The sequence below is a fragment of the Luteimonas notoginsengisoli genome (genome assembly GCF_042648885.1).
Taxonomy (GTDB): Bacteria; Pseudomonadota; Gammaproteobacteria; order Xanthomonadales; family Xanthomonadaceae; genus Luteimonas; species Luteimonas notoginsengisoli.
Map to the genome: position 1 here is coordinate 554,638 of NZ_JBHRYF010000001.1, position 26,903 is coordinate 581,540.

General features: G+C 65.4%; 21 protein-coding genes and 2 tRNA genes. 14 read left to right on the forward strand and 9 right to left on the reverse strand.

The genetic code is table 11. From position 1 onward, the window contains the following. Positions 1 to 32 precede the first annotated feature (32 nt). Complete coding sequence (locus tag ACFOM9_RS02560) at positions 33 to 1,190, forward strand: 5-(carboxyamino)imidazole ribonucleotide synthase (RefSeq protein WP_386705881.1); 1,158 nt, start codon at positions 33 to 35, stop codon at positions 1,188 to 1,190. A 70-nt stretch (positions 1,191 to 1,260) separates the two neighbouring features. On the opposite strand, the gene ACFOM9_RS02565 is transcribed toward ACFOM9_RS02560, so the two are convergent. Further along, entirely contained in the window at positions 1,261 to 1,851 is a 591-nt protein-coding gene (locus ACFOM9_RS02565) for a superoxide dismutase (RefSeq protein WP_386705883.1), read from the reverse strand. A gap of 129 nt (positions 1,852 to 1,980) precedes the next feature. Here ACFOM9_RS02565 and grxD point away from each other — a divergent pair, with 129 nt between their 5' ends. From grxD to ppnN, 5 genes are all read left to right on the forward strand, one after another. Continuing rightward, a complete protein-coding gene (grxD, locus tag ACFOM9_RS02570) occupies positions 1,981 to 2,301 on the forward strand; it encodes a Grx4 family monothiol glutaredoxin (protein ID WP_386705885.1) in 321 nt (106 codons plus the stop codon). A 14-nt stretch (positions 2,302 to 2,315) separates the two neighbouring features. Continuing rightward, entirely contained in the window at positions 2,316 to 3,059 is a 744-nt protein-coding gene (locus ACFOM9_RS02575; protein WP_386707266.1) for an SDR family NAD(P)-dependent oxidoreductase, read from the forward strand. A gap of 116 nt (positions 3,060 to 3,175) precedes the next feature. Further along, positions 3,176 to 3,778 (forward strand): YhgN family NAAT transporter, encoded by a 603-nt coding sequence (locus tag ACFOM9_RS02580; RefSeq protein WP_386705887.1) that lies wholly within the window; start codon positions 3,176 to 3,178, stop codon positions 3,776 to 3,778. Between the two features lie 250 nt (positions 3,779 to 4,028). Beyond that, positions 4,029 to 7,202: a TonB-dependent receptor gene (locus tag ACFOM9_RS02585; protein ID WP_386705889.1), complete on the forward strand. Its 3,174-nt coding sequence runs from the start codon at positions 4,029 to 4,031 to the stop codon at positions 7,200 to 7,202. 154 nt (positions 7,203 to 7,356) lie between these two features. Further along, complete coding sequence (gene ppnN, locus ACFOM9_RS02590) at positions 7,357 to 8,754, forward strand: nucleotide 5'-monophosphate nucleosidase PpnN (RefSeq protein WP_386705891.1); 1,398 nt, start codon at positions 7,357 to 7,359, stop codon at positions 8,752 to 8,754. Between the two features lie 101 nt (positions 8,755 to 8,855). Here ppnN and ACFOM9_RS02595 read toward each other — a convergent pair whose 3' ends face one another. Continuing rightward, positions 8,856 to 9,905 (reverse strand): sensor histidine kinase, encoded by a 1,050-nt coding sequence (locus ACFOM9_RS02595; protein ID WP_386705893.1) that lies wholly within the window; start codon positions 9,903 to 9,905, stop codon positions 8,856 to 8,858. Between ACFOM9_RS02595 and ACFOM9_RS02600 the strand changes: the two genes are divergently transcribed. From ACFOM9_RS02600 to ACFOM9_RS02625, 6 genes are read left to right on the forward strand one after another with little or no spacing between them, the layout of a single operon-like run. Then, positions 9,904 to 10,566, forward strand: coding sequence for a GspH/FimT family pseudopilin (locus ACFOM9_RS02600; RefSeq protein ID WP_386705895.1), 663 nt, complete (start codon positions 9,904 to 9,906; stop codon positions 10,564 to 10,566). The genes ACFOM9_RS02595 and ACFOM9_RS02600 overlap by 2 nt on opposite strands. After that, positions 10,563 to 11,057, forward strand: coding sequence for a type IV pilus modification PilV family protein (locus ACFOM9_RS02605; RefSeq protein WP_386705897.1), 495 nt, complete (start codon positions 10,563 to 10,565; stop codon positions 11,055 to 11,057). Before ACFOM9_RS02600 ends, ACFOM9_RS02605 begins: the two co-directional genes overlap by 4 nt. Then, positions 11,054 to 11,911 (forward strand): PilW family protein, encoded by an 858-nt coding sequence (locus ACFOM9_RS02610; RefSeq protein ID WP_386705899.1) that lies wholly within the window; start codon positions 11,054 to 11,056, stop codon positions 11,909 to 11,911. The genes ACFOM9_RS02605 and ACFOM9_RS02610 overlap by 4 nt, the downstream gene beginning before the upstream one ends. Continuing rightward, a complete protein-coding gene (locus tag ACFOM9_RS02615; protein ID WP_386705901.1) occupies positions 11,908 to 12,456 on the forward strand; it encodes a pilus assembly PilX family protein in 549 nt (182 codons plus the stop codon). Before ACFOM9_RS02610 ends, ACFOM9_RS02615 begins: the two co-directional genes overlap by 4 nt. A gap of 5 nt (positions 12,457 to 12,461) precedes the next feature. After that, the gene (locus ACFOM9_RS02620) at positions 12,462 to 15,926 is read left to right on the forward strand and encodes a PilC/PilY family type IV pilus protein (RefSeq protein WP_386705904.1); all 3,465 of its coding nucleotides are present in this window, start codon (positions 12,462 to 12,464) and stop codon (positions 15,924 to 15,926) included. A gap of 3 nt (positions 15,927 to 15,929) precedes the next feature. Further along, positions 15,930 to 16,364, forward strand: a complete 435-nt coding sequence (locus ACFOM9_RS02625) for a type IV pilin protein (RefSeq protein ID WP_386705906.1) — start codon at positions 15,930 to 15,932, stop codon at positions 16,362 to 16,364. Positions 16,365 to 16,428: 64 nt separating this feature from the next. Here the strand turns inward: ACFOM9_RS02625 and ACFOM9_RS02630 are convergent. Continuing rightward, positions 16,429 to 16,505, reverse strand: a tRNA-Asn gene (locus ACFOM9_RS02630). Positions 16,506 to 16,578: 73 nt separating this feature from the next. Then, complete coding sequence (locus ACFOM9_RS02635) at positions 16,579 to 17,118, reverse strand: GspH/FimT family pseudopilin (protein ID WP_386705907.1); 540 nt, start codon at positions 17,116 to 17,118, stop codon at positions 16,579 to 16,581. Positions 17,119 to 17,445: 327 nt separating this feature from the next. On the opposite strand from ACFOM9_RS02635, the gene uvrB reads away from it, so the two are divergent. Next, positions 17,446 to 19,479: an excinuclease ABC subunit UvrB gene (uvrB, locus tag ACFOM9_RS02640; RefSeq protein WP_386705909.1), complete on the forward strand. Its 2,034-nt coding sequence runs from the start codon at positions 17,446 to 17,448 to the stop codon at positions 19,477 to 19,479. 283 nt (positions 19,480 to 19,762) lie between these two features. On the opposite strand, the gene ACFOM9_RS02645 is transcribed toward uvrB, so the two are convergent. From ACFOM9_RS02645 to ACFOM9_RS02665, 5 genes are all read right to left on the reverse strand, one after another. Further along, positions 19,763 to 19,837: transfer RNA gene (locus ACFOM9_RS02645), tRNA-Val, on the reverse strand. Positions 19,838 to 20,014: 177 nt separating this feature from the next. Continuing rightward, positions 20,015 to 21,604 carry a PepSY-associated TM helix domain-containing protein gene (locus ACFOM9_RS02650; RefSeq protein ID WP_386705911.1) on the reverse strand — a complete coding sequence of 530 codons (1,590 nt, stop codon included), beginning with the start codon at positions 21,602 to 21,604 and terminating at the stop codon, positions 20,015 to 20,017. Then, positions 21,601 to 21,867, reverse strand: coding sequence for a hypothetical protein (locus tag ACFOM9_RS02655; protein ID WP_386705913.1), 267 nt, complete (start codon positions 21,865 to 21,867; stop codon positions 21,601 to 21,603). The genes ACFOM9_RS02650 and ACFOM9_RS02655 overlap by 4 nt, the downstream gene beginning before the upstream one ends. Beyond that, the gene (locus tag ACFOM9_RS02660) at positions 21,864 to 22,124 is read right to left on the reverse strand and encodes a hypothetical protein (RefSeq protein ID WP_386705915.1); all 261 of its coding nucleotides are present in this window, start codon (positions 22,122 to 22,124) and stop codon (positions 21,864 to 21,866) included. The genes ACFOM9_RS02655 and ACFOM9_RS02660 overlap by 4 nt, the downstream gene beginning before the upstream one ends. Before the next feature lie 49 nt (positions 22,125 to 22,173). After that, complete coding sequence (locus ACFOM9_RS02665; protein WP_386705917.1) at positions 22,174 to 24,345, reverse strand: TonB-dependent siderophore receptor; 2,172 nt, start codon at positions 24,343 to 24,345, stop codon at positions 22,174 to 22,176. A 647-nt stretch (positions 24,346 to 24,992) separates the two neighbouring features. Here ACFOM9_RS02665 and thrS point away from each other — a divergent pair. Then, positions 24,993 to 26,900, forward strand: coding sequence for a threonine--tRNA ligase (thrS, locus tag ACFOM9_RS02670; RefSeq protein WP_386705919.1), 1,908 nt, complete (start codon positions 24,993 to 24,995; stop codon positions 26,898 to 26,900). Positions 26,901 to 26,903 lie beyond the last annotated feature (3 nt).

The following is a 26,903-nucleotide window of genomic DNA, read 5'->3' on the forward strand; positions in this document are numbered from 1 at the left end:
CGGCGATGCGGATGGCCGGGGAGTTTTTGCGCATGACGACAGTAGGAATCCTGGGCGGCGGCCAGCTCGCCCGCATGCTTGCGCTGTCCGGCGCACCGCTGGGGCTGCGCTTCCTGGTCATGGACACCGAACCGGACGCCTGCGCCGGGCAATTCGCGCCGCTGCTGGTCGGCGACTACCGGGACCAGCGCGCGCTGGCCGAGTTCGCGTCGAAGATCGACGTGGCCACGTTCGACTTCGAGAACGTGCCAGCCGAGTCCGCGCAATGGCTCAGCGAGCGCGTCCCGGTGTTCCCGAATCCGCGCGCGCTGGCGGTGATCCAGGACCGGCTGGCGGAGAAGACGCTGTTCCGCGAAACCGGTATCCCGGTGCCGCAGTTCGTTGATGTCGCCTCGCGTGAAGGGCTGGAGGACGCCGTCGCCACGATCAGCGCGCCTTGCATTCTCAAGACCCGGCGGCTCGGCTACGACGGCAAGGGCCAGTTCCGGATCAAGTCCGAAGGGCGCGCCACGATCGACGCCGCCTGGAAGGCGCTGGGCGCCCAGGCGGAGACGGTCGGGCTGATCCTCGAAGCCTTCGTGCCGTTCGAGCGCGAGCTGAGCGTGGTCGCGGTGCGCGGCCGCGACGGCGAATTCCGCACCTGGCCGCTGACCGAAAACTGGCACGTCGACGGCGTACTCTCGGCAAGCCTGGCGCCGGCGCGCGTCGACGATGCCTTGGCCGTGACCGCGTTCGAGTACGCGCAGCGGCTCGCCGAGTCGCTCGATTATGTCGGCGTGTTCGCGCTGGAGCTGTTCTGCCGCGACGGCAGGCTGCTGGCCAACGAGCTGGCGCCGCGGGTACACAATTCCGGCCACTGGAGTTTCGAGGGCGCCGAGACCTCGCAGTTCCAGAACCACCTGCGCGCCGTGCTCGGTCGCCCGCTGGGCGCGACGACGATGCGCGGGCACGCCTGCATGCTCAACTGGATCGGCGAGTTGCCCGATGCCGACGCCGTGCTGCGCGTGGCTGGCGCGCACTGGCACGACTACGGCAAGTCGCCGCGCCCCGGGCGCAAGGTTGGCCATGCGACCGTGCGCGCCGATTCAACCACCGTGCTCGCGCAGGCGCTGCGGCGGGTGGGTGAGGCGCTCGGTCGTCAGGCGCAGGTGGCGCCGGTGGTCGAGGCCTTGGCAGGCGCTGCTTCCTGAGCGGCACCATGTTCGCCGGGCAACCCTGTCGCGAGTGAAAGGGACGCAAGGTCCCGCAGTGCGGCGCGCATCACTTCAGGCGCGCACCCACAAAGTCCCAGTCGACGACATGCCAAAACGCCTCGAGGTACTTCGTCCGCGCGTTGCGGTAGTCGATGTAGTACGCGTGCTCCCACACGTCACAGGTAAGCAGTGGGGTGTCGCTGCCGGTGAGCGGGGTGGCCGCGTTCGCGGTCGAAGCCAGCGCAAGGCCCCCGCCGCCCGCGCGCTGGACGAGCCAGACCCAGCCCGACCCGAAGGCTTTCAGGGCCACATCGTCGAACTGCCTGCGGAACCCATCGAAGTTGCCGAACGCCCGATCGATCGCTTCTGCCAGCGCCCCGGCGGGCGCGCCCCCGCCACCGCCCGCCGACGGTCGCAGGCATTGCCAGTAGAAGGCGTGGTTCCAGGTCTGGGCGGCGTTGTTGAACACCTCGCCCTGGGCCTTGCGGATGATCTCCTCCAGCGTGGACTCGGCGAAATCGGTGCCATCGACCAGTGCGTTGAGCCGCTCCACGTAGGCGCGCTGGTGCTTGCCGTGGTGGAAGTCGACCGTTTCCGCGGAAATGTGCGGTTCCAGCGCGCTGTGCTCGTAGGGCAGGGGAGGCAGTTCGATGGCCATGGAGTCCTGGGGCGGTCGGAAGGCGCGGCGCGGTACGCCGCCTTGCGTGGGCTTACAATACGGCCTTCCGAAACCCCACGCACGGCCGCGACATTCCCGTCGCGGCGCCGTGCCATGCAGGAGAGTGCAATGCCCGTTCTCGAGCGGATCAAGGCCGAAGTCGAAGGCCATCCCATCGTCCTTTTCATGAAGGGCACGCCGCAGTTCCCGATGTGCGGGTTTTCCAGCCGCACCGTGCAGGCGCTCAAGGCCGCCGGCGCCGGCGATCTGCACAGCGTCAACGTGCTGGAGGAGCCGGAAATCCGCGCCAACCTGCCCCGCTATTCCAACTGGCCGACGTTCCCGCAGCTGTTCATCCACGGCGAGCTGATCGGCGGTTGCGACATCACCATGGAACTGTACGAATCCGGTGAGCTGGCACGCATGATCGCGGAAGTGCAGAAGGCGTGAGCGGGTCGGCGGCGATGACACCGGGCGTGCAGCCCGGCGTCCTGCAGGACCGTGTGGTCCTGGTCAGCGGCGCGCATGGCGGGCTCGGGCGCGCGGCCTCCATCGCCTGCGCGCGCGCGGGCGCCACGGTGGTCCTGCTCGGCCGCAAGGTGCCGAAGTTGAATCGCGTCTACGACGCCATCGCCAGGTCCGGCGAGACGCTGCCCGAGCCGGTGAACTATCCGTTCGACCTGGAGGGCGCCTCGCCCGACGACCACGCCGAAATGGCTCAGCGCATCGGCGAGAGCTTCGGACGCCTCGACGGCCTGCTGCACTGCGCGGCCGATTTCCGCGGGCTGACATCGATCGAGCGCAGCGACCCGGCATCGTTGGCGCGCGCCGTCCACGTCAACCTTACCGCCCGCGCATGGCTGACCCAGGCCTGCCTGCCGCTGCTGCGCCAGGCGCCCGACAGCGCGGTGGTATTCGTGGTCGACGATCCGCAGCGCGTCGGCGGCGCCTACTGGGGTGGCTATGGCCTGGCCCAGCATGCCAGCGCGGCGCTGGTGGGCATGCTGCATGCGGAACTGGCGACGTCGCCGGTTCGCGTGAGCGGCCTGCAGCCGGGTCCCATGCGCACGTCGCTGCGGGCCCAGGCGTACGTCGAAGAAGATGATCGCGAGGCCATCGAGCCGGCGCGCTACGCCGACGACTGCGTGACGCTGCTGTCGGCCGCCGGCGCCGCGCATCGTGGCCAGGTGTGGAACCCGCTGCCGTGAGCGGGCGTTGCGCAATCACAGCGATGTCGGAATCTCGCCGTCATTCCCGCCTGTGCGGCAATGACGGCCTGCTTTTTCGCAGGCGCGCCCGCGTGAAATCCGGCAGCTAGCGCTCCATGACCATCGTCTCCGCTGCGCTGCTGCTGTTCCTGATCCTGGATCCGCTCGGCAACGTGCCGGTCGTGCTGAGCCTGCTGCGCCCGCTGACGCCTGCGCGCCAGCGCATCGTCATGATCCGCGAGCTGCTGATCGCGCTGGTGGTGCTGTTGGCGTTCCTGTGGTTCGGCAAGTACGCACTGGAGCTGATGCACCTGCGACAGGAGTCCGTCTCGATCGCCGGTGGCATCGTGCTGTTCCTGATCGGCATCCGCATGATTTTCCCGCCGCCGGAAGGCCTGATGGGCGCGTTGCCCGGAGGCGAGCCTTTCATCGTGCCGATCGCGATCCCGATGATCGCCGGCCCGTCCGGCATGGCCGCGGTGATGCTCATGGGCAGCCAGGAGCCCGACCGTCTCGGCAGCTGGAGCCTCGCGCTGCTGATCGCCTGGATGGCGACGGCGATCATCCTGATGTCGGCGACCATCCTGTATAAGCTGCTCGGCGCGCGCGCGCTTACCGCCGTCGAACGCCTGATGGGCATGTTGCTGGTAGCGATCTCCGTGCAGATGTTCCTCGATGGCATCGGCGCCTATCTTGGAATCGCTTCCACGATCCGATGAACGCAGCAACAGGGGCTTAGCGCGCATTGCTGAAGTACGCCAATAGCCGCAATTCAGCGCGGAATATCGCCGCGAATCGCACGTGCGAAACCGTCATCCTGCTGTCATCCGCGCGGCCTATTGTGTTAATCTGTTGTTAACCCCGACCGCAGCGACAAGCCTGCATGGGGTGGGGATTCCCCAGCTTTGCACTTCCCAAGGATTGCGCACCCGTGCGCAGCATCGTCAATCGTATCGAGGCCAACCAGACATGACCCATTCCCGTCTTCGACTCTCCAAGCTGTCGCTCGGGCTGATCGTTGCACTAGCCGCTGCCCCCGCATTCGCGCAGAGCACCTCCGCCGGCGTCGGCGGCACCGTCACCGGTGCCGATGGCCAGCCGGTCGCCGGGGCAGAAGTCACCATCACCCACGTCGAGTCGGGAACGGTCAGTCGCTCCACCACCGATGAAGGCGGCCGCTACAACGCGCGCGGCCTGCGCGTCGGCGGTCCGTACACGATCACGGTGACCAAGGCGGGCGCTGGCGTCGACACCGAGGAAGGCGTGTACCTGGATCTGAACAAGATCAGCACCGTGGATGCCCACCTCGCTTCGGGCGACGCCACCACGCTGGGCACCGTGGCGGTCACCGCCTCGCGCTCGCTGGCCACGTTCAACCCGGACAACAAGGGCGTCGGCACCTCGGTCAGCGGCCGCCAGCTCGACCTCACCCCGCAGAGCAGCCGCTCGGTGGACGACATCGCGCGCCTCGACCCGCGCATCCAGGTGACCGACCAGGCATCGGGCTCCATCTCCGTCGCCGGCGTGAACAACCGCTTCAACACCATCTCCGTCGATGGCCTGTCGCAGGGCGACCCCTTCGGCCTGAATGCCAACGGCATGCCCTACACCGGCTCGCCGATCTCGGTGGACACAATTGCCGCCTATGACCTCAAGATCTCCGACTACGATGTCTCTTCGGACACGGTCGGCGCCACCGTCAACGCGGTGACCAAGTCCGGTACCAACGAATTCCACGGCTCGGCGTATTACGTCTACAAGGACGCCGGCAGCATGGTCGGCAACCGCGATGGCGAGGATTACGCGCTGTTCGACACCGACGTGACCGCGGGTGTCACCGTGGGTGGCCCGATCCTCAAGGACCGGCTGTTCTTCTTCGGTTCGTACGAAGAGCAGACCATCAAGAACTTCGGCGGCGAATCCACCTCCGACGGCTTGGCCAACGGTGACGTGACGCAGGCAGATATCGACGAAGCCATCGCGATCGCCAATGAGCTGGGCTTGCAGCCGGGCGTCTATGGTGCCACCGGCGTCAACCTGGAGAACAAGCGCTACCTGGCCAAGCTGGACTGGAACATCAGCGACAACCATCGCGCCAGCCTGACCTACCAGCGCACCGAGGAGTTCCGTCCTTCGCCTTACGACGATCGCGCGGAGAACGTGGTGCTGACCAGCCACTGGTACGACATCAACAACATCACCAAGAACACCTCGCTGCAGCTGTTCAGCGACTGGAGCGAGAACTTCTCCACCGAGGTCAAGCTGAGCCAGCAGACTTTCGACCAGGTCAACGGCAACGCGATCAACCAGCCAGAGGTGGAGGTCAAAACGGCCAACGGCGGCTCGATCTTCATCGGCGAGGACAACAACCGCCACGAGAACCAGATCAACACCGAGCGTCTCGCGGCGTCGATTTCGGGCATTTACTACGCGGGCGACCATGCGATCAAGGGTGGCGTGGATTACCAGCGCCACGACGTTTACAACCTGTACGGGCGCGATCTGCACGGCTCCTACGTCTTCAATAGCCTCGCCGATTTCGAAACGGGCAACTACGACGTCTACAACCTCAAGACGCCTGCGCCCGGGTATGACATCACCGACACTGCTTCGGCGCTGGTGTACACCCAGATCAGCCCCTTCATCCAGGACACGTGGCAGGCGACCGACCAGCTGTCGCTCACCTATGGCGTGCGCGTCAATATCCCGAAGGTCGATGACGCACCGGTGGCAGCGCCGGGCTTCGAGGAGGCCTTCGGTTTCCGCAACGACTACAAGCTCGGTTCCAGCAACAAGGTGGTCCTGCCGCGCCTGTCGTTCAACTACAGCTTTGATACCCCGCGTTACTCGCAGTTGCGCGGCGGCATCGGCTCGTTCCAGAGCGTGCCTCCGTTCGTGTGGCTGGCCAATCCGTACCAGAACAATGGCGGGGTGACGGCGCTGACCTACCGCGTGACCGACCCGACCGAGGCGCCGTTCAGTTCCGATCCGTATAACCAGAATGTTCCGTCGAGCGGCAGGCCGTCCAACCTCATCGACGTCATCGACCCCGACTTCAAGCTGCCGACCGTCTGGAAGGCCAGCCTGGGTTACGACGCAGAGTTGCCGTGGTATGGGCTGATCGGCTCGGCCGAGATCCTGCATATCCGTGCTCGCGACGCGGCGTTCTACCAGGCCCTCAACATCGGCGAGGTGCAGGGCACGTTGGCCGATGGCCGCAACAGCTACTGGTGCACGCTCGGTTCGTTGTCCTCTTCCAACAAGAACTGCGACAGGAACCCGGCTTTCAGCAACCAGTCCACCGTGCTTGGGAATACCGACGAGGGCGCCTCCACCTCGGTGACCTTCTCGCTGAACAAGCCTCTGTCCAATGGCTGGTACGGCAGCCTCGCCTACACCTACACCAAGGCTGACGAGGTCGGTTCGGACGCCAGCAGCAATGCATGGTCAAGCTACCAGTTCGTGTCGCGCGTCAACCCGAACAGCGATTTCGCGACCACTGCCAGCCGCGAGATCCGCAACTCGCTGAAGGCCTCGCTGGGCTGGGAGCACGCGTTCTTTGGCGACTACAAGACCAGCGTCACGGCGTTCTACAACGGCCACGACGGCTTGCCGTACACATGGCTCATCAACGGCGACATGAACGGCGATGGCATCTTTCAGGATCCGGCCTACATCCCGCTGGTCAACGATCCCAACGTGAGCTACGGCTCGGCGACCGCCGACCAGATCGCGGCGTTCAACGCGTACATCTCGAACAACCCGTACCTGCAGTCCCAGCGCGGGCAGATCGCCGGTCGCAACGAGACCCGCATGCCGTGGGTCAACCAGCTCGACGTGAGCCTCCAGCAGGAGCTGCCCGGCTTCTTCAAGGATCACAAGTCGATCGTCCGCCTGGACATCTACAACTTCCTCAACATGCTCAACAATGACTGGGGCCTGACCAAGCAGATCGACGGCTTCGATACCCGCTACCTGGCGCGTCTTGGTGGCATCAATGCCGACGGTTCGTACGTGTATGACCTGGGTACCGCGGGCAATCCGACGTGGCAGGACCTGAACACCTACGACGCCGATTCCCGCAACCCCTCACGCGTCGTGTCGCGCTGGTCGGTGCTGTTGACCCTGCGTTACGAGTTCTGATCCGCTGCAATACCGCGAGACAGCAACGGCCGGGGCAACCCGGCCGTTTCTTTTGGGCGCAGACGAATCGGCCACCGTGCGCGCGGCTCTTTGCTTGCGACCGTCCGGCCTGCGTTAAAGTCCACAACCGACAAGACCAAGACAGAACACCCGGATGAACAAGAACCAGGACATCGTGGCGCCCACCATCGCGCTGCCCACCGTCAATGCCCGCATCTACCCTCGCGGCGGGCTCGACATCCTGTCGCGTGAAGAGGTGGCGCGCCTGCGCGACGCCTCGCGCGGCGGGATGCACGATTTGCTGCGCCGCTGCACGCTGGCGGTGCTGACCACGGGCAGTACGTCCGACGACCCGCGGGCCGCCCAGGAGCTGTATCCCGACTTCGACATCGAGGTACGCCAGCAGGACCGCGGTGTGCGCATCGACCTGAAGAATGCGCCGGCCATCGCCTTCGTCGACGGCGAGATCATCCGCGGCGTGGCCGAACTGCTGGCCGCCGTCGTGCGCGACCTCGTCTACACGGCGATCGAACTCGCGCCCGAATACGCCGACGAACTGGACACTTCCGGCGGCATCACCGACGCCGTGTTCCGCCTGTTGCGCAACGCCAGCGTGCTGCAGCCGGCCGACCCGAATCTCGTCGTCTGCTGGGGCGGCCATTCCATCGGCCGCGACGAATACCAGTACACGAAGGATGTGGGCTACGAGCTGGGCCTGCGTGGGCTGGACATCTGCACCGGCTGCGGCCCGGGCGCGATGAAGGGGCCGATGAAGGGCGCCACCATCGCCCACGCCAAGCAGCGCAAGCGGCACACCCGCTACATCGGCATCACCGAGCCGGGGATCATCGCCGCTGAATCCCCCAACCCGATCGTCAATCACCTGGTGATCATGCCGGACATCGAGAAGCGCCTCGAGTCCTTCGTCCGGCTCGGACACGGCATCGTCGTATTCCCCGGCGGCGTCGGCACCGCCGAGGAAATCCTGTACCTGCTGGGCATCCTGCTGCGCGAAGAAAACGCGCAGCTGCCGTTCCCGCTGATCCTCACCGGCCCGGTGGCGTCGGCCCCGTATTTCGAACAGATCGACAGGTTCATCCGGCTCACGCTGGGCGAGGCTGCGACCAGACGCTACGAGATCATCGTCGGTAACCCCGAGAAGGTGGCCAGGCAAATGGCATCCGGCATCCGGACCGTGCGCGAGCATCGCCTGGCGCAGAAGGATTCCTTCTATTTCAACTGGTCGCTGGAAGTGCCGCTGGAATTCCAGCAGCCATTCCAGCCGACCCACGAAGCCATGGCAGGGCTCGATCTCCACCACGGCCGCAAACCCCACGAGCTGGCCGCCGACCTGCGCCGCGCGTTCTCCGGCATCGTCGCCGGCAACGTCAAGGAAGACGGCATGCGCCGGATCGAACAGTTCGGCCCGTTCCAGATCCACGGCGACACGGACATGATGGAATCGCTCGACGCGCTGCTGCGGGCGTTCGTGGAGCAGCGGAGGATGAAAATCGCCGGCGATTACAAGCCGTGCTACGAGGTCATCGCCTAGCGCGGGGTCATTGCAACCATCACGCTTCGGTTGGCGACGACCGGCTGCCCCAAGCGAGTCGATCCAGGCAGATCAAGCGCGCTTGATCTGTTCGGGTCAGGTCATTCCAGCGGCAAGACCATCCGTGCCATGTGGCGCCCGTCCTGGACGTGGGCTTCCACCCGGCCGCGGCCTTCGGTCAACGCGTCGACACGCTCGCGTGACGACGCCAGCCCTACCGCGTGTCCAGTGCTCGCAGCGGCAACGTGCGGCATGTCGTTGCCGACTGTCACGATCACCTCGGTTGCCGTGACCTCAACCATGACGTCCACGCACCCACCCTGCGGCAGGCGCTCGATGCCGTGACGGATCGCGTTTTCAGCCAGCGGCTGGATCGACAACGACGGCACGTGCACGTCGGGCAGGCTGTCCGGAACCTGCCATTCCAGCCGCAGCCGTTCGCCGAAGCGGAGCAGTTCGATGTCCAGGTAGCGGCGGGTCAGCGTCAGCTCGTCCGCCAACGGGATCCGCTGTGGCCCGCGAAGCGCGTGACGGAACAGGTCGGCCAGGTCCAGCAGGACGCGCTCTGCCTCATCCGGACGCGCATGCACCAGCGCCGCGCCGGTGTTGAGCGTGTTGAACAGAAAGTGCGGGCGGATGCGGGCCTGCAGGGCTTCGAGCTCCAGCTGTTTGGAACGAACCAGCAGCCGTCGCGCGTGCAGGTAGTTCTGGAACGCCACGAGCGCCAGCAGGCCTACCACCAAGGCCATTGCGAGCAATCGCAGGACGAATCGCACGCCGCTGCCGGCAGGCTCCAGGGCGGGCTCGAGCATCTGCCATGCGACGGCGGCCACGATGCCCGTCATCGCAAGCAGGAGCCCCAAGCAGGCCCAGGCCATGGCGTGGGTGGGCAGCCTGGCCAACTGCCGACGGGCAAGATAAAACGTTCCGAGTGTTCCCAAGGCGACCCATTGGATGCCGAGCGATGCCAAACCGAACCGGACCAGCCGATCGTCGCTGCCGGCCGGCGCCAGCGCCAGGATCAACGCGAGGGCCTCGCCAACCAACACGACCGTGGTCAACGCGGTCGGACGCCAGAGTGCTTCCAGTGGAGTTGGCGCATCAGATCGCTTCAAGGACGAGACCCTGCATTGCGTGGTAATCGCCGGCATGGCCGAACTCCAAGCCGTCGACGCCGGAGAACAAGCCGCTTATCGGCCGCGCATGGCCATCCGGGCTCAGTGCGGTTACGGTTGCGGCCTGAATTATGGGGGCAGTATGCCGAGATCAGGGGAATGCATCCGGCTGAAACGCCGGTTCCGGGGCACGCGCCCATGCGCGGCAGGTTTCACGTTGATCGAGCTGATGGTGACGCTGGCAGTGGCCGGCATCCTGGCTGCCATTGCCGTGCCCAGCATGACGGCCATGCTCAATGCGAACCGCCTCAGCGGCGCAACCGGCGAGCTGACTGCGGCCCTGCAATTGGCGCGTGCCGAAGCGATCCGCCGCAATACCCGGGTCACTGTCTGTGCGAGTGCCAATGGGCTCACCTGCACCAATTCCGGCAATTGGGCCCGCTGGATCATCCACGGAGCCGACAACAGCGACGGCGCCGACGAAGTCATCCGCGACCAGCGCCCGTCTGGTTCGGTGCAGATCAGCGGTCCGCCGGCGGGCATCGTGTTCCGGCCGTCGGGGATCATCGACGCACAGACCACGGTCACCGCGTGTGTGCCCGTGAGCAATCCGAGCAATAACCAGAAGGTGATCACCGTGATGATCAGCGGAACCCTGGCGACAACTTCCCGGAACGGCGGCGGTGCGTGCGCATGATTCCTCTCCCTGAATTTGCCGATCGTATTCCGGTGCGCCGCCGCGAGGGCGGCGTGGCCAGTGCAGCCAACCGCATGCGCGGCATCAGCCTGATCGAAGTAATGGTGTCGGTGCTGATCCTGGCCGTGGGCATGCTGGGCATCGCTGCCATGCAGTCGGTTGCACTGCGTGGCGGACAAAGCTCGCTCGAAAGCACCCAGGCGGTCATGCAGACCACCGCGATCATCGAAGCGATGCGCGCCAACAGCCTCAATGCCGCGGCCTACAACACCGGCGGCATGCGCTGCGCGGCGACGGGAGTCGCAACCTTGGCCGGTAATGACCTGGATACGTGGGTGGGATCGCTGCAAAGCACGATTACCCGCGGAGGTGCGACGGCTTGCGGGCAGATCACCGGATGCCCCGCAAACTGCCAGATCATCGTGCAGTGGGATGACCAGCGCGCCGGTGGTTCCGCGACCCGTCAGCTCGTCACGAGGACAAGCATATGAGCACGCAAGCGATTCCGAGCCGACGCATGGCCGGGTTCGGTCTGATCGAACTGATGATCGCCATGGTGCTCGGCTTGCTGGTACTCGGCGCGGCCTTTGCCGTTTTCCAGTCCAACCAGCGCACGTACGGCGCCAACGAAGGGCTCAATCGCATGCAGGAAAGCGCGCGGGTGGCCTATGAAATGATGTCCCGCGACATCCGTGCGACCGGCAGTTCGGCCTGCTCCAATGAAGCGCGCGTCATGGGAACGGACCAGACAAGTCTGGATTTCAGACAGCCGATTGGCGGCGACGCCACCACCCTGACGCTCACGTCGGCTGACGACCTGTCCTATCGTGTTTCGAATGCCACCGCGAGCTCGGTCACCCTGACCGAGGACAACCCCGTGGCCTCCGACATCTTCAAGGCCGACGATATCGTCATGGTCTGCAATGCGGCGATGACCGGATTCGTGGAGGTGGCGTCCACAGCCGGCCGGGTGGTCACGTTCAAGACATCGCTCGAGTTCGATCCATCGGACACGACGAACGCGGCAGCAGGCAGCATCTCGATCGCCCGGATGCGCAGTTCGCGTTGGTATGTGGCGCCCAATCCCAGGGGCGGCAGCTCTCTTTTCGTGTCGCGTTTCAATGGCGCGGGAGAAGAGGTTGCGGAAGGCGTGCAGGGCTTGGCCATGATGTTTCACCAGACATCCGGTGGCACTCCGGAGGCCTACCAGGCCACGCCCACCGACTGGGCCTACGTGAATGCCGTGCGCATGACGCTGCAGCTCAATAGCCAGCAGCAGATCGACAATGCTGCGCTGACGCGCAATGCAGCCACGGTGATCGGAATCAGGAGTCGCACGCCATGAATGCAATTGATCGAATCGCCCTCCGGCCACGGCGGAGGCAGGCCGGCATCTCGCTGCTCGTCGTCCTCATCCTGCTGCTCGTCACGTCGGTGCTCGGCATCGCGGTGCTGCGCAGTTCCGCGATGCAGGAACGCATGAGCGGCAACATGTACGACCGCAGCCTGGCGATGCAGGCGGCAGAGCTCGGCCTGAGCGCGGGCCAGCAGGCGCTGAACGCCGCTCCCAAATGGCAGGACACGGTGCCCGCGGTGAATGACTGCAACGTTTCGAGCGTGTGCCCCACATTCACCAAGCAGGGGGATGCGACCTGGAGTGCAGGCCCGATCCTCGGACAGGCTGATCCCTTGGTTCCCGACACGCGCAGCGACTACTGGATCGAATATCTGGGCATCAATCAGTCGCACATGGAAACGGGCGGCACGATTCCTGCCTCCGACTCCGTGGTCACCGGGCCGATGTTCCGCGTCACCGCTCGCAGCCAGGAAAAGGGCCGCGCCCAGGTGATCCTGCAAAACGACGTCATCTATCGCTTCCCGCGGCTGTGAATCCTATGAATATTCAACGCATGCACTCCCGTCGCTCCCCGCAGACGCAGCGCCAATGGTGGTCGGCGCCGGCTGCTTTCCTGGTGACCGTGCTGGCCCTGCCTGTCACTGCGGCCACGGTTCCGATTCCAGACGATCCGCTGACCACTGGCGCACGCGTGCCGCCGAACATCATGTTCATCCTCGACAATTCGGGCTCGATGGCCCTGGTGTCGATGCCGTTTGACGTACAGGATCCGGATTACACGGGAACCGGGACCGGCGCGAGCTATACCGGGTTGCGGGACAACCCGCGAGACCGTTCTTATCTCAACAACACCATTTACTACGATCCGCGCACGAACTATCAGCCCTGGTTGACCGCCAACGGGACCCGGATGTCAGGCGGGCAGAACGTGGCCTCGGTGTATCTGGACTGGAACAAGGCCGACAACGGTCGGGGAACACGTGACCTGCGGGGGAACGATGAAGCGATCTTCTACGTCCCGAAAACAGGCGTAACAAGCTCGACGAATGCCAAGGATTTCGACAGATACTCCATCGATTCGTCGGGTACGGTCGTCGTTGCGGAACTCACCCAGGTATCAGGCTTTCCGAAAGGCCCGCTTTCGTCATCCATGGATGCGAACACCCAGAGAACCTTTACGATCAGGGTCGCTTCCGGGGTTTCGTTGCTCACGGTATCGACAAGCGGAGGCGGCAAGAGCGTCGAATTGAATTTGGTCCGGCCAAACGGCAACACTCTTTGCACTTCCAGTTCCGGTAACGGTGGAGAAACATGCGCCGCGACGAACCCCGAGTCCGGCGACTGGCGGGTGCAGGTCTATCGGGACAATAGCGGCAACTTCAGCAATGTCTATCTTGATGCGTATCTGACCAGGATGGTCGCGAAAACGCCAACGGGTCGTAACCAGGCCGACGAGCTGAAGAACATCGCCACGTGGTACTCGTACTACAGGACGCGAATGAAGACCGCCAAAGGCGGGGCTTCGGAAGCCTTTGCCCCGCTCGGAGGTGGCTATCGCGTGGGCTATACGCCGATCAATGGTCGGTCCTCCCACCTCAGCTCGACCGGTACCAATCCCATTATCCCGGTCAACATCAACGGCGGGCGATTCGAGGACGACACCACGTCGGGATCGAAAAACAAGACCAACTGGTTCAACAGCGTGCAGTCCGAAATGGTGCGGGATGGTTCGACGCCGCTGCGCACGACGCTCAGTGCAGTTGGTGAGTACTACACGCGCGTGGACAAGAATGGCCCGTGGGGCGACGGCACCGATGCCAAACAGCTCTCGTGCCGTCCGAGCTTTTCGATTCTCACCACCGACGGCTACTGGAATGACAACACCAGTTCGAAATTCGGATTGACCGACGATGACGGGGACGGTCACAGCGTTACCCTCGCGGACATCGCAAACTACTACTACCGAACTGATTTGCGGGCCAATCTCACCAACAACGTGCCCCCGTCGAGTCCCGACCCCGCCACATGGCAGCACATGGTGACGTTCGGCATTTCCATCGGCCTTAGTGGCACGTTGACCGTCACCGACCCGCCACCGGCCTCCAATGCTGCGATCTGGCCGAACCCCATGACGGCGGAAAATGAAACGCGTATCGACGACCTCTGGCATGCAGCGGTCAACGGACACGGATCGTTTGTGCCGGCCTCCAATCCCACCGAGTTCGCCGCGGGCCTGACAAAGGCGCTGGAAAGCATCGCAGGACGGGCCAGCTCGTATTCGAACGTGGCCAGCAATGCAACTTCCCTGCGCACCGGCGGCAAGGTGTTCAATGCGAGCTACGTGCCTGGGACCTGGTCTGGCGAAGTAAAGGCCTGGACGCTCGATTCCCTGGGCAGGCCCGATACGCTCGCCTGGACGGCTTCGGTTCCGAAAAGCGGGCGCAAGGTATTTACATTCAACGGCAGCGGTAGGACGTTCCCGACAACGACGCAGCGCGATGCACTGGCGCGAACGGGAGGTGCATTGAACTACCCGGTCACCGGCGCGGAGAACGCCGCCTACATCAAGGGCGACCAAAGCAAGGAAGGCTCCGGGACGGGCCAGCTTCGGGTGCGCACGGAAACGACGCTGGGGGACATCGTGAACTCGTCCCCAGCCTACGTGGCCGATACCAACACCCTGTATGTCGGGGCCAACGACGGCATGTTGCACGCCTTCAATGGCACCACCGGTGCGGAACAGTTCGCTTACGTGCCCGGGATCATCAACATCGGCAACCTCGCCAGACTGAGCCGTGGCGACTACACGCATAACTTCTTCGTGGACGGCCCGATTGCCGTCAGCAGCCGCAAGCTCACGCCGAACAAGAACCTGCTGATAGGTGCATTGGGCAGGGGCGGCAAGGGGTTGTACGGTCTCGATGTCAGCGCTCCCGGGTCCTTCGGTACCAGCAACGTGTCGTGGGAACTTGGTGAAACGCCGGACAACAACATGGGTCTGGTGCTTGGCAGGCCGATCCTGGCCCCGGTGAAGACCGGCGCGACGGCTGCGGTGCTGGGGAATGGCGTCAACAGCGCGAATGGCAAGGCTGTGCTGCTGGTGGTCGACCTGGCGACCGGTGGGGTCATTCGCGAAATCGATACGCTCACTGGATCGGTGGCGGTACCCAATGGTCTTTCGGCGCCGACCGGCGTCGTGGGACCGGACGGCAAGACGTTGGCCTACGCATATGCCGGCGATCTCCAGGGAAATGTCTGGAAGTTCGATCTCACCAATAGCTCGCCAAGTCAGTGGACCGCTACCAAACTGTTCACGGCCGTCAGCAGCGTCACGGGCAAAGTGCAGCCGATCACGGGTGGCGTAACCGTGGCGCTCGATCCGCGCACGTACCGGCGCTGGATCTTGTTCGGCACGGGCAGTTTCATGACCATCGCCGATGCAGAGGACAAAACCCCGCTGGCGCAGAGCATGTACGGCTTCATCGATTCCGGCAATGCCGTCACGCGAGCCGACCTGCAAGTCCGCCAGATCATCAATACCGGTGAAGAGCAGAACGGTTATCCGGTACGTACATTCGAGAAGAAGGCCAGCCTGCCCAACGACAAGAAGGGCTGGTATGTGAACTTGCCGGCGGACGGCGAGCGAATCGTGCAGGATGCCCAGATGGTGTCCAACGTCCTGGTCACCGCGAGCATGTTGCCTACCGGCGATGCCTGCGAGGCCTCGGGGAGCGGCTACATAAATGCGGTGGACGCGTTCACCGGCACAAGTACCGGCAAGTCGTTCTTCGACCTCGACCGCGATGGCGATACGTCGGATACCAACATCGGTGACATCCCGGTGGGCTCCGTAAACTTCGGCGTCGGCATGCCGACCCTGCCGATCTTCCTGGACGGGACGTTGATCGTTGGCGGTACTGGCGGAGCGGACAAGCCCGCGCCCGGAGGCATCGTGCGCAAGCAGTGGAGCCGTGTTTCCTGGCGTGAAATCAGGGGGGATTGATCGATGACCAACAAATTGGACGGCCGCCGCAGCGGCGGCCGCCAGCCGATGGCGGGGTTTTCACTGATCGAAGTCATGGTGGTGGTGGCGATCATCGCGATCCTGGCGTCCATCGCCTTGCCCAGCTACAACGAGCACGTCAGGAAGACGCGGCGCGCGGCGGGCGGCGCCTGCGCCGTCGCGGCTTCGCAGCAACTGGAGCGCTATTACACGGTGCAGCTGACCTATGATGGAGCGCCAGCTGGGAATGTGCTGGACAACGTCTGTGATCCGGACACGTTGAAGTACTACACCATCGGGAGGATTATCAATGCTGCGAATCCGCGTGTGTACAGCGTAACGGCAACTCCGGCGGGCAAGCAGCAGGGCGACTCCTGTGGCACTCTGAGCATCAATCAGGCCGGAGTGAAATCACCCGCAACGGATGGTTGCTGGTAGGCAGAAGAGGACAGCGCTGCAGGATATAAGTAAAAAACCCGCCGGAAGGCGGGTTTTTCATGTCTGGCGCCCGAAGTTGGACTCGAACCAACGACCCCCTGATTAACAGTCAAGTGCTCTAACCAGCTGAGCTATTCGGGCGGGGACGGGTATTTTAGGCGGTGGGGCGCCCGGGTCAAGCGGAAGGCGGCGCGATTGGCCAACCGCGACGCGGTTACGGGGCTGCAACGTCGAACGGGCAGGGTGCGGACCCATTGGGACGCTCGGTGCGCGGTCTCCCCGCGTTGTTCACGATCACGCTGCCCAGGAAATCGTCGCCTCGGCACAGGCGAATGCTGAGGTTGTGGCCGAAGGACCAGCCGGTGGGCTGGAAGCGCACCCGGGTGCGGCCCGTCGTGCTCCTGAGCTGCAATCCATTGTCCACCCCGTCGAAGCGCTGGATCACGGCTTCCGCCGAAGACGGCTGGTCCTCGCGATCAGGATCGAGGTAGAGGATCCAGCCATCGTTCCAGATCTCGTCGCCTCGGCAGGTGTGCCCGTCCGTGCTGGGGCAGACGGTCACGGGTGCGTTGTCCTTGATTGCCCGCAACCGCGCCGCGGCCAACGAGGTCATGAGCAGGTGATACGTGCTAGAAGCGCGCGCGCCCTGCAGCATCGCCCCGAAGGCGGGTAGTGCGATTGCGAGGATGAGTGCGAGCACCGAGAGCGTGACGGCCAGTTCGGCCAGGGAAAAGCCCGCGTCCTTGCGGTTCATGTTCGGCTCCACGCCATTGGAGCGGGCAGGTTAGGCCGAGGGCAGGGGCGCGGATATCGGCGGCGTTCGCGGACCGACGTCGGGCGAGTCTGGAGTTCGGGTGGGGATTTTCCGATGGGGCACCCGTCCACCGGCATCATGGCCCCGCGCGAGGGCATCCATTGCCGTTGGAAGCACAGTGTCCTGATCCCGGCCTGCGCGCGGCCCGGAACGGCCTGCATTTGCCGCCGGGATGCGGCGGGACCAACCTGCGGTTGCGCAGGCGCGCTGGCGGCCCCATCTCCCGGGTTCGCTAGACTGACCGATCCGCTTTTCAAACCCCGAGCCATGTCCGACACCATTCATCCCGCCGACTTCCAGCTCGTTGCCCCGTACCAGCCCGCCGGCGACCAGCCGCAGGCCATCGAGAAGCTCGTCGAAGGGTTCGAGAGCGGACTGGCCAAGCAGACGCTGCTGGGCGTGACCGGCTCTGGCAAGACCTACACGATCGCGAACGTGATCCAGCAGGTGCAGAAGCCGACGCTGGTGATGGCGCCCAACAAGACCCTGGCGGCGCAGCTGTACGGCGAGTTCAAGGCATTCTTCCCGCACAACGCGGTGGAGTATTTCGTCAGCTACTACGACTACTACCAGCCCGAGGCCTACATCCCGTCGTCGGACACGTTCATCGACAAGGACAGCTCGATCAACGAGCACATCGAGCAGATGCGGCTGTCGGCGACCAAGGCGCTGCTGGAGCGGCGCGACGCGATCATCGTGTGCACGGTGTCGGCGATTTACGGCCTCGGCGATCCCAACGAATACTTCAAGATGGTGCTGCACATGGTGCGCGGCGAGCGCATCGACCAGCGCGAGTTGATCCGCCGCCTGACCGAGATGCAGTACAGCCGCAACGACACCGAACTGCGCCGAGGCACCTATCGCGTGCGCGGCGAGGTCATCGACGTGCATCCGGCGGAATCCGACGCCGAGGCGCTGCGCATGGAACTGTTCGACGGCGAGATCGAGAAGCTCACGCTGTTCGACCCGTTGACCGGCGAAACCCTGCGCACGCTTCCGCGCTACACGATCTATCCGAAGTCGCACTACGTCACCACGCGCCGCACCGTTCTCGACGCGATCAACGCGATCAAGGACGAGCTGCCGATGCGCCTGGAGCAGTTCTACGCGCAGAACAAGCTGGTGGAGGCGCAGAGGCTGCAGCAGCGTACCCAGTTCGACCTGGAGATGATGGCCGAGGTCGGCTACTGCAACGGCATCGAGAACTACTCGCGGCACCTGACCGGCCGCATGCCGGGCGAGGCGCCGCCGTGCCTGTTCGACTACCTGCCGCCGGATGCGCTGCTGGTGATCGACGAATCGCACGTGACCGTCCCGCAGATCGGCGCGATGTACAAGGGCGATCGGTCGCGCAAGGAAACGCTGGTGGAGTTCGGCTTCCGCCTTCCGTCGGCGCTCGACAACCGGCCGCTGCAGTTCATGGAATGGGAAGGCCGCTCGCCCCGCACGATCTTCGTTTCCGCGACGCCGCGCGAGTACGAACTGGAGAAGTCGCAGGGCCAGGTGGTGGAACTGGTCGTCCGCCCGACGGGCCTGATCGACCCGGTGGTCGAGATCCGCCCGGTCGCGACCCAGGTCGACGACCTGCTCGGCGAAATCAACCTGCGCGTGGCGATGGGCGATCGGGTCCTGGTCACCACGCTGACCAAGCGCATGGCCGAGAACCTCACCGAGTACCTCGGCGAACACGATATCCGCGTGCGCTACCTGCACTCGGACATCGATACCGTGGAGCGCGTCGAGATCATCCGCGACCTGCGCCTGGGCAAGTTCGACGTGCTGGTCGGCATCAACCTGCTGCGCGAAGGCCTGGACATGCCCGAGGTATCGCTGGTGGCCATCCTCGATGCCGACAAGGAAGGCTTCCTGCGCTCGACGGGCTCGCTGATCCAGACCATCGGCCGCGCTGCGCGCAACCTGCGCGGCAAGGCGATCCTGTACGCGGACCGCGTGACCGATTCGATGCGGCGCGCCATCGACGAGACCGACCGGCGTCGCGCGAAGCAGGTCGAATACAACACCGAGCACGGCATCACGCCGCAGTCGGTGCAGAAGTCGATCGTCGACATCATGGAGGGCGCACGTCCCGATCCTTCGACCGAGAAGAGGGGGCGCGGCCGGCAGCGCCAGGTCGCCGACGCGCGGGAGGACTACGCCGCACTTGACCCGGCGCAGGCCACGGCCAAGCTCAAGGCGCTCGAGCAGCAGATGTACCAGCACGCCCGCGACCTGGAGTTCGAACAGGCCGCCCAGGTGCGCGACCAGATCCGCCGGCTGAAGGACGCCATGCTTGGGGGCTGAGGTTCGTTTCGGGGCGCTCGGCTGCGAGGCAACCCGAATGCGGCAATTCCGAGCGAGGTCGGGCCGCGCCTCGACGCAAGCTGCCTTGGTGCTGAATGGCGAAGGCGGACAAATCGGTTCCGGACTTCCCCGACAAGGGCCCACGCGTCAGGCCCACCTGCGATCCGACTGAATCGGCAGGATTCGCCCGGCGGAAGACAGTATCCACCGGAGCAAATCCGGCAACACAAACACAAACGGCGCAACCCGAAGGTCGCGCCGTGGTCTGGTCCACTCTCGCGAGTGGTGGGCGGTACAGGGTTCGAACCTGTGACCCCTACCATGTCAAGGTAGTGCTCTACCGCTGAGCTAACCGCCCGAAGGGAGGCGAATTCTAGCCGTTGGGGCGGGTGCAGACAAGCGGAAGCTGCATAGGGGAAGCCGGACGGTCGGCGCTGGAGCCGCGGCCGAAGCCGGTCCCCGCGTCTTGGTCGGATGGAACCACGCAGACCTGCGGGCATACGGCTTGCACCGCGCGTGCAAGAGATGTCTGTCGTCATTGCGGGCTGTGCGGGAAAGAGGACGACGGGTCGGCCCACACGCTGTTCGGCTCGCCCTGGCGCGCACGACGGACGCTGGCGCGGGCGAGGCTGGCGAAGGCAAGCGACATCGCCAGGGCCACGGCGTCCACCCAGAACGGCCCCCAGTGACCTGCCGCCGCGCTGGTCCAGGGCCACAGCCCGCTGGCCAGGCCGTGCGCGAGCGGGATCGCAGCCGTCGTGGCCGCCGCCAGCCACAGCACCTCGCGTGCAGCGCGGGCCGGCGGACGCACCGCTGCCCACGCCGCGCATGCGGCCCAGGCCAAGAAGCACGTCCAACGCATGCCGGCGTCAACCCGCGCTGGCGCCAGCGCCTCGAACGCCTGCGCGGCGACGAACGCGGCCGACACCGCCACGCAGAACCCGATGCACACGCCCACCGTCGCCCGCGCCATGTTCACCTGCGCGCGCCCCTGTGCCTGTTGCCGGCGCTTGCGCCGCGACTCGATCCACAGCAGGTTGCCCGAATAGAACAGAAAGGCGCCGCCGACGCCCAGCAGGAAGTAGAGCCAGGGCACCAGCGCATTGCCGTACTCGCCGAAATGCAGCGCATAGGTGGCCGCCAGCGTTGCATGGTTGGCGTCGCGACGACCGGGCAACTGCGTGGCGAGCACTTCCCCGGTGCTGGCATCCAGCGCGACCGAGCCCAGTGCCCCGAGGGCCCGGGAAGATTCCCCGGTGACTTCGACCACCGCGTTGCGATCCCCGGCGTTGGCCAGCTTGAGGTAGGACGGCTCGAAGTCGTGGATACCCTGCGCGCGCGCAACCTCGATTGAACGCGTCCGCCACATCGCCAGCGAACCGGCCGAGGTCTCGATGCCCGTTGCCTCGCGCACCGGCGCGGTGTCCATCGCGGCAGGCACGGCCTGCATCAGCTTGCCGCCGTAAACCAGGGGGTTGAGCGCGGCCATCAGCACGAACAGCAGGCACAGCAGGGCGCCGGTGATCGCGAACATCACGTGCATCGGCAGGCTGAGCACGCCGACGATGTTGTGCGCGTCCTGCCAGAACTGCTTGAGATTGCGCCCGGGTCGCAGCGCGAACAGGTTGTTCGCCAGCTTGGGCAGGTGGATCACGACGCCCGACAGCAGCGCCAGCCCGTAGAGCAGGCTGACGATCCCCATCAGCCAGGTGCCCGCGACCGGCAGGCCGAGCGAGTAATGCAGCTCGTTGAGCAGTTCCGGCAGTCCCGCCTGCGGCGGCTTGGGGCTGCCGTCGAGGTCGTCGAGGGTGGCAAACAGCCACGTGCCCTTTGCGTCCTGCCAGTAGGCCGACGATTGCGGCCATTCGGATCCGGGAAACAGCATGCCCACGTGCACGCGCGCTTCCGGATGCCGCTGCAGCACGCCATCCAGCAGCTGCTGCGCTTCGTCGAGGGACTGCCGCGGCTGCTCGGCCACGGCGCGCGACTGCCATGCGGGAAGATCATGGTGGAACACCGTGATCGCGCCGGCGTAGAAAGCAACGAACAGCGCGAAGCCGGCCACCAGGCCGGTCCAGGTGTGCACCGCACTGAAGGTGCGCAACGTGGCGGACTTCAGCTTCATTGCATCCAGCCAGACGCTTGCAGGACCCACAGCGCCCCGAGGCCGGTCAGCGCCGCGCCGCCCAGCCAAAGCCATGCGCGACGGCCGCTGGAGAACGCGAACGCGGCGCCGGCGAAACCGATCCACAGCGGAAAGAACATCACCAGCCCGGGCACGAGCGTCGCCTGCCAAGGGCCGGGCAGTGCCCAGCCGACCAGGCCCACCACCGCGGCGGCGAGCAGGAACCCGGCGACGAGGCCGGCGCTGGCGCAGCTCCACATCATCGCGGCGAAGATCCCGCGAGCGCGGCCAGGCAAGGCAACGCCACCATTGCCAGCATCCAGCAGGCCAGCATGGTGCACAGGCCGGCGCCGACGCCGAGTGCGACGATCCACGCGGCCAGCGACGCGATCGCAAGCACGATGCCGGCGAGGCTGCCATGTCGCCGCAGCGCCATGGGCGGGCGCCAGCGGCAATGCCCCGAGCCTGCGAACAGCGCAAACGCCGACAGCACGGCCGCCAGCGCGCCCGCGATCGTCATGCCCTGCCTCCTTGGACAATGCCTCGCACTGTCGACACGGTGGCCGCGATCACCACTGGAAGCGCGCGGTCGCGGTCACGGTGCGCGGATAGCCGTAGTAGCACCACGTGCCGCTGTTGCAGACCGCGACGTATTTCTCGTCGGTGAGGTTGGCGGCGTTGAGCTGCAGGCGCCAGTTGCCGAAGTCGTAGTGCACCGCGGCGTCATACAGCGTGTACGAGGGCGTGTGCCAGAGATTGTTGATGTCGCCGTACAGGCCGCCGGTGTAGCGCACCCCGGCAGCGAACCCGAGCCCGGCCAATGGACCGGTGGTGATGGTGTAGTCGGTGCCCAGCGAGGCCTGGTTGCGCGGCTGCAGCGCCAGCTCCTTGCCCAATGTTTCCAACGCCGTGCTCTTCGTGACTTCGGAGTCGGTGCGGGTGTAGGCGCCGTAGACGCTGAAACCATGGCTGACGTTCCAGCGACCTTCCAGCTCGAAGCCGCGCACGCGCGTTTCGCCCTGCTGGACCGAGAACAGGGTGTGCTCCGGGTCGACGGTCAGGGTGTTCTGCTGGGTGAGCTCGTACAGGGCCAGGGTCGCCAGCAGGTTGCCGCCGGCTGGTTGGTATTTCAGCCCTGCTTCGACCTGCTCCCCGGTTGTCGGCACGAACGCCTGCCCTTCGAAGTCGGTGCCGACGGTGGGCTGGAACGACTGCGAATAGCCCACGTACGGTGCCAGCCCGTTGTCGAACAGGTAGTTCACGCCCACCCGGCCGGAGAAGCGCTCGTCGCTCTGGTGCTGGCGCCCGCCGTTGATGCGGTCCCGGGTATCGGTGCCCACCCAATCGTGGCGTCCCCCGAGGGTGAATACCCAGCGGCCCAACTTCGCCTGGTCCTGCACGTACAGGCCAACCTGGCCCTGGGTCTGCAGCGTGTGCGAAGTGAAGTCCGGCACGGTGAGCTCGGCGCCGTAGACCGGGGCGTAGATGTCCAGGGGCGGGGCGCCGAACAGGAATGCCTGCGCGATGTCGTCGCGGCTGCGGCGGTAGTCCAGGCCTGCCAGCAGTGCGTGGCGCACTTGCCCGGTGCCGAAGTCGAAGGCGAGGCTGTTGTCGACCGTGAAGCTCGACGACTCGTCCAGGCGCGGGTAGTAGTAGCGCGTCAGCAGGGTGCGACCCGGGTCGCTGCCGGGGATGAAGTCGTCCTGCAAGCCGAACGCGCCGATGCCGCCGGCGGTGGCATCCACGTCGGCGCGCATGTAGCGCAGGTTCTGGCGGAAGCGGGTGCCGCCGCCGAAGTCATGGCTGAACTCGTAGCCCAGCGACTTGTTGGTCTTGATGTAGTCGTTGCCGCCCGGTTCCCCGGCAAAGAAGTTGCGCGGGATGGTGCCGTTGGGCCCTGCGTACAGCGAACCTTCGGCCGGCAGGAAGCCGCCGCCTTCCACCGTGTCGGACTTCTGCCAGCGTGCCAGCACGGTGAGCGAGTTGCGCTCGTCCGGCGTCCAGGTAATCGCCGGGGCGAAGTAGTAGCGATCGTCGTGCACGTGATCGACGACGTTGTCGCTGTTGCGCGCCAGGCCGGTAAGTCGATAGAGCAGCGTGCCGCCGTCGTTGAGTGGACCGCCGAGGTCGAACGCAGCCTGGCGCAGGCCGTAGCTGCCGACCTGCAGTTCTACTTCGCGCAGCGGATCGGCGGTGGGCCGTTTGCTGACGAAGTTGAGCATGCCGCCGGGCGGCATGGCGCCGTAGTTGACCGACGCCGGTCCCTTGAGCACGTCGATGCGTTCCAGTCCGTAGGGTTCGATGCGCGAATCCCCGGTCCACGCGCCATCGACCACTGCCAGTCCGTCCAGGTAGCGCGCGGGCTCGAAGCCGCGGATCAGGGCCCAGTCACTGCGCGAGTCGTCGCCGTACTGGCCGCCCTGGGTGCCGGCGGTGTACCACAACGCTTCCTCGACGCCGTGGATCGCGCGGTCGCGCATCTGCCGGTCGCTGATCACCGAGATCGACTGCGGGATCTCGATCAGCGGCGTGTCGGTCTTGGTCGCCGTGCCGGTGCTTTTCACGATCGGCGCGGTGACCTGGATGGTGTCCAGCGTGGTGGCGTCGGTGTCGGCGGCGGCAAGGTCCTGCGCAGCGACCGGCGTTGCGATACACGCCAGCAAGGCAGCCCGCAGCGCCAGCGTGATCGGGCGGGGGGTGGTGCAAGGAAGGAGAGGGCGGAATCGCGACTCGCGGGACATGGGTGGCTCTTGAAGTGGAAGAAGGCAAAGCGCCAGCCACGAACGCGAAAAAAGGCGCCTGGCTTCGGCCGGGCGCCCTCCATGGTCGCGTGGGGCGTCTTCGTAATGAGAATGATTCTAATTTATCGACATGCGGGTGCGCAATATTCACCCCCGGATGACCGCCTTCAGACGATGCACGGATTTCCCCGGAATCCGGAATACGTAACGACGCCGCTGACCGCGGGCCTATCTGCTCGACGATTCGTGCCCGGCTACCTGCGTCGGGTAGCGGTCCGGGTCCGCGCAATCGCGCCAAGGCCGAAGCGGCGCATTCCTTGTCATCAGAGCGCTCAGCCTGCCATGGGCACGGCGATGGCCGTGATCATGCGGCGACCGGTGGCGCGGCCTGCCACGCCCTCCCGACACCCGCCAGCCCGCGCCGGAGCGCGCGTTTTTCGTCTAGAATCACGGACCGAGCCGATGCAAGGTGGCCCGCGGAAACGCCGGCCGAGCGTGCGACATGGACACTACCCGCGATCATCGCTGACCGACCCAAGGCCATCATCGCCACGATGACGACAGGCGCCTTGGCGCCTTTTTTTGTTGCCTCGCATCCGCCCCGAACCAGCCGCCGCGCCTGCCGCGGTGTTTCCGAAGAAGCCCACATGATCAACATCACTCTTCCCGACGGCAGCCGCCGCGAGTTCGACCATCCCGTGTCCGTCATGGACGTCGCCGAGTCCATCGGGCCCGGCCTGGCCAAGGCCACTGTGGCGGGCAAGGTCGACGGCCGCCTGGTCGACGCCAGCGACGTCATCGAACGCGACGCCGCGCTGCAGATCATCACGCCGAAGGACGACGACGGCGTCGAGATCATCCGCCACTCCACCGCGCACCTGGTCGGGCACGCGGTCAAGCAGCTGTATCCGGACGCGAAGATGGTGATCGGCCCGGTCATCGACGAGGGTTTTTATTACGACATCTGGCACGAGCGCCCGTTCACCCCCGAGGACATGGCCGCGATCGAGCAGCGCATGGCCGAGCTGATCGGCACCGAGTACGACGTGGTCAAGAAGATGACCCCGCGCGCCGAGGTGATCGAGACGTTCAAGGCCCGCGGCGAGGACTACAAGCTGCGCCTGATCGCGGACATGGACGACGACGTCACCCAGATGGGCCTGTACCACCATCAGGAATACGTCGACATGTGCCGCGGTCCGCACGTGCCGAACACGCGCTTCCTCAAGGCGTTCAAGCTCACCCGCATCTCCGGCGCGTACTGGCGCGGCGACTCGAAGAACGAGCAGCTGCAGCGCATCTACGGCACCGCGTGGGCCGACAGGAAGCAGCTGGCCGCCTACATCCAGCGCATCGAGGAAGCCGAGAAGCGCGACCATCGCCGGATCGGCAAGCAGCAGGACCTGTTCCACCTGCAGGAAGAGGCGCCGGGGCTGGTGTTCTGGCATCCCAAGGGCTGGAGCATCTGGCAGGCGGTCGAGCAGTACATGCGCAAGGTGTACCGCGACACCGGCTACGGCGAGGTCCGCTGCCCGCAGATCCTCGACGTCGAACTGTGGAAGAAATCCGGCCACTGGGACAACTACAAGGACAACATGTTCTTCACCGAGTCCGAGAAGCGGACCTACGCGCTGAAGCCCATGAACTGCCCCGGCCACGTGCAGGTATTCAATCAGGGGCTGCACAGCTACCGCGACCTGCCGATCCGCTACGGCGAGTTCGGCAGCTGCCACCGCAACGAGCCCTCCGGCGCGCTGCACGGCATCCTGCGCGTGCGCGGCTTCACCCAGGACGATGGCCACGTGTTCTGCACCGAGGACCAGATCGAGTCCGAGGTGACCGACTTCCACGCCCAGGCCATGCGGGTGTACGCCGACTTCGGCTTCACCGATGTCCAGGTCAAGCTGGCCCTGCGGCCCGAACCGCGACTGGGCGACGACGCCACCTGGGACAAGGCCGAGGAAGCATTGCGCGGCGCCCTGCGCTCCGCCGGGGTCGAATGGACCGAATTGCCGGGCGAGGGCGCGTTCTACGGCCCCAAGATCGAGTACCACCTGCGCGACGCCATCGGCCGCACCTGGCAGCTGGGCACGATGCAGGTCGATTTCATGATGCCCGGCCGCCTGGGCGCCGAGTACGTGGACGAACACAGCCAGAAGCGCAATCCGGTCATGCTGCACCGCGCCATCGTGGGCTCGATGGAGCGTTTCATCGGCATCCTGATCGAGCACCATGCCGGCCATCTGCCGGTCTGGCTGGCCCCGGTGCAGGCGGTGGCGATGAATATCACCGATGCCCAGGCCGACTGGGTTCGCGAACTCCGGAAAACCCTTGCAAATCAAGGCTTCCGGGTCACGGAGGATTTGCGGAACGAGAAGATCGGCTATAAGATCCGCGAGCATACGTTGCAGCGCGTGCCGTACCTGCTCGTGGTGGGTGACCGCGAGAAGGAAAACGCAGCCGTCGCAGTGCGCACGCGGTCAGGGGAAGATCTGGGGACGATGTCCGTCGCAGACTTTGCCGCGCGCCTGCTGGACGGGCACGCAGCAGCGTGACGT